Below are 1,425 nucleotides of genomic sequence, written 5' to 3'. Positions count from 1 at the left end.
GGCACAAGCCGAAATTCCGGTGCATGGATTTTAGGAAAAGTGTTAAATTTGCGTCATGAAGACTAGTGAAGCATTTTGGCAGTTTCTGCCCGCAGGCCTAAATGAGCTGTTTGAGATGGTCAGGTTTGAAAAGACAGATCAATCCTACGACATATGGCTTGACGAGAAGAAGAAACTTTCCGACGAGGATTACCGCAATCCCAACATAGTAGCGAGAGGCTACACGGATTATGTAACGATACAGGACTATCCCATGCGTGGCAGACCGGTCTATCTTCATATGCGCAAGAACAAATGGTGGGACAAGAAAACAAACGAGATATTCTCCTACAACCTTGAGCTTCCCAACGAAGAAGGGACACGACTCAGTGCCGAGTTCGTGGCTTTTTTAAAAGACGAAGGTGGAGACGACAGCTCTGTCGATTAAGCACATAGCGCAGATGTACTGCGTAAACGGCAAGTGTTTTGCTGACTTATACCGCAATAAGCTGAGCGGCTACGCCCAGTGGTGCGAGAGAGAACTCGGCAGTGGGATTTACTTCAACGCCGTCAACATCGGGCCGTACATGAGCCTTGACGAGACGTGTCTGAGCAACGGCGAGGTATGGACATTCCTCACCAATAAGGACGGGCACGGCGGCAGGGGTACACTTGCCGCTGCAATCCCGGGCACAAAAAGCGACGAGATCATCTCCATACTCATCGGAGCGATGGGCAAGACCCTGAGACGAAAAGTCAGGGAGGTCACATGCGATCTGTCGTCCTCGATGATGCTGATAGCCGCCGAGGTTTTCTACAACGCACACGTCGTCAACGACCGTTTCCATGTGCAGCAGGTCTACAACGAGGCTGTCGATGAAATCCGTGTCGACATCCGCAGGCAGCTCATAGCGGAGGACAATGCCCGCGACAAGTCCGTGCCACCGGTGACTTACTCAAACGGCGAGACCATGCGCCAGATACTTGCCCGCAGCAAACACACACTGATGATGTCTCAGAACAAATGGACTGACATACAGCGTCATCGCGCAAACATTCTGTTCAGACACTATCCGATACTGAAAGATGCTTACCGTCTTGCGATGGAACTGCGCAGCATATTCAACTCGAAGATTTCACCGGCAAAAGCCATGGGTAAATTGAACAATTGGTATGAAAAGGTGTCAGCGCTGGCAAACAACAACTTCCGTTCTGTCATCAAGACATTCAAAAACCATGCCCCGACAATCCTCAACTACTTTCGCCGACGTGCCACCAACGCCTCCGCCGAAGCATTCAACTCCAAAGTCAAAATCTTCCGTTCGCAGATGCGAGGGGTCCGTGACCGTGATTTCTTTATCTTCCGACTCGTCAAGCTATACGCCTGAATCTTTAACACTCTATTCTCATTGTTTTAACAAATGCACCGGAATTTCGGCTTGTGCC

General features: G+C 50.0%; 2 protein-coding genes. Both read left to right on the top strand.

Annotated elements, in window-relative coordinates; all coding sequences use genetic code 11:
* The first annotated feature begins 55 nt into the window (after positions 1-55).
* On the top strand, positions 56-427 hold the full coding sequence (locus tag MoGM_RS06545) for a transposase family protein (RefSeq protein ID WP_104369305.1): 372 nt from the start codon (positions 56-58) through the stop codon (positions 425-427).
* Positions 402-1,367 carry a transposase gene (locus tag MoGM_RS06540; protein ID WP_233210191.1) on the top strand — a complete coding sequence of 322 codons (966 nt, stop codon included), beginning with the start codon at positions 402-404 and terminating at the stop codon, positions 1,365-1,367. The genes MoGM_RS06545 and MoGM_RS06540 overlap by 26 nt, the downstream gene beginning before the upstream one ends.
* Positions 1,368-1,425: the final 58 nt, after the last annotated feature.

The sequence above is a fragment of the Prevotella sp. MGM1 genome (assembly GCF_002933775.1).
Classification (GTDB): domain Bacteria; phylum Bacteroidota; class Bacteroidia; order Bacteroidales; family Bacteroidaceae; genus Prevotella.
Note: the sequence above shows the minus strand (reverse complement) of the source record. Positions and strands in the feature narration are given on the sequence as shown.

Bases quoted from the DNA above. Each gene is read 5' to 3' on its own strand.
- MoGM_RS06545 (WP_104369305.1), top strand. From the start codon at position 56: ATGAAGACTAGTGAAGCATTTTGGCAGTTTCTGCCCGCAGGCCTAAAT.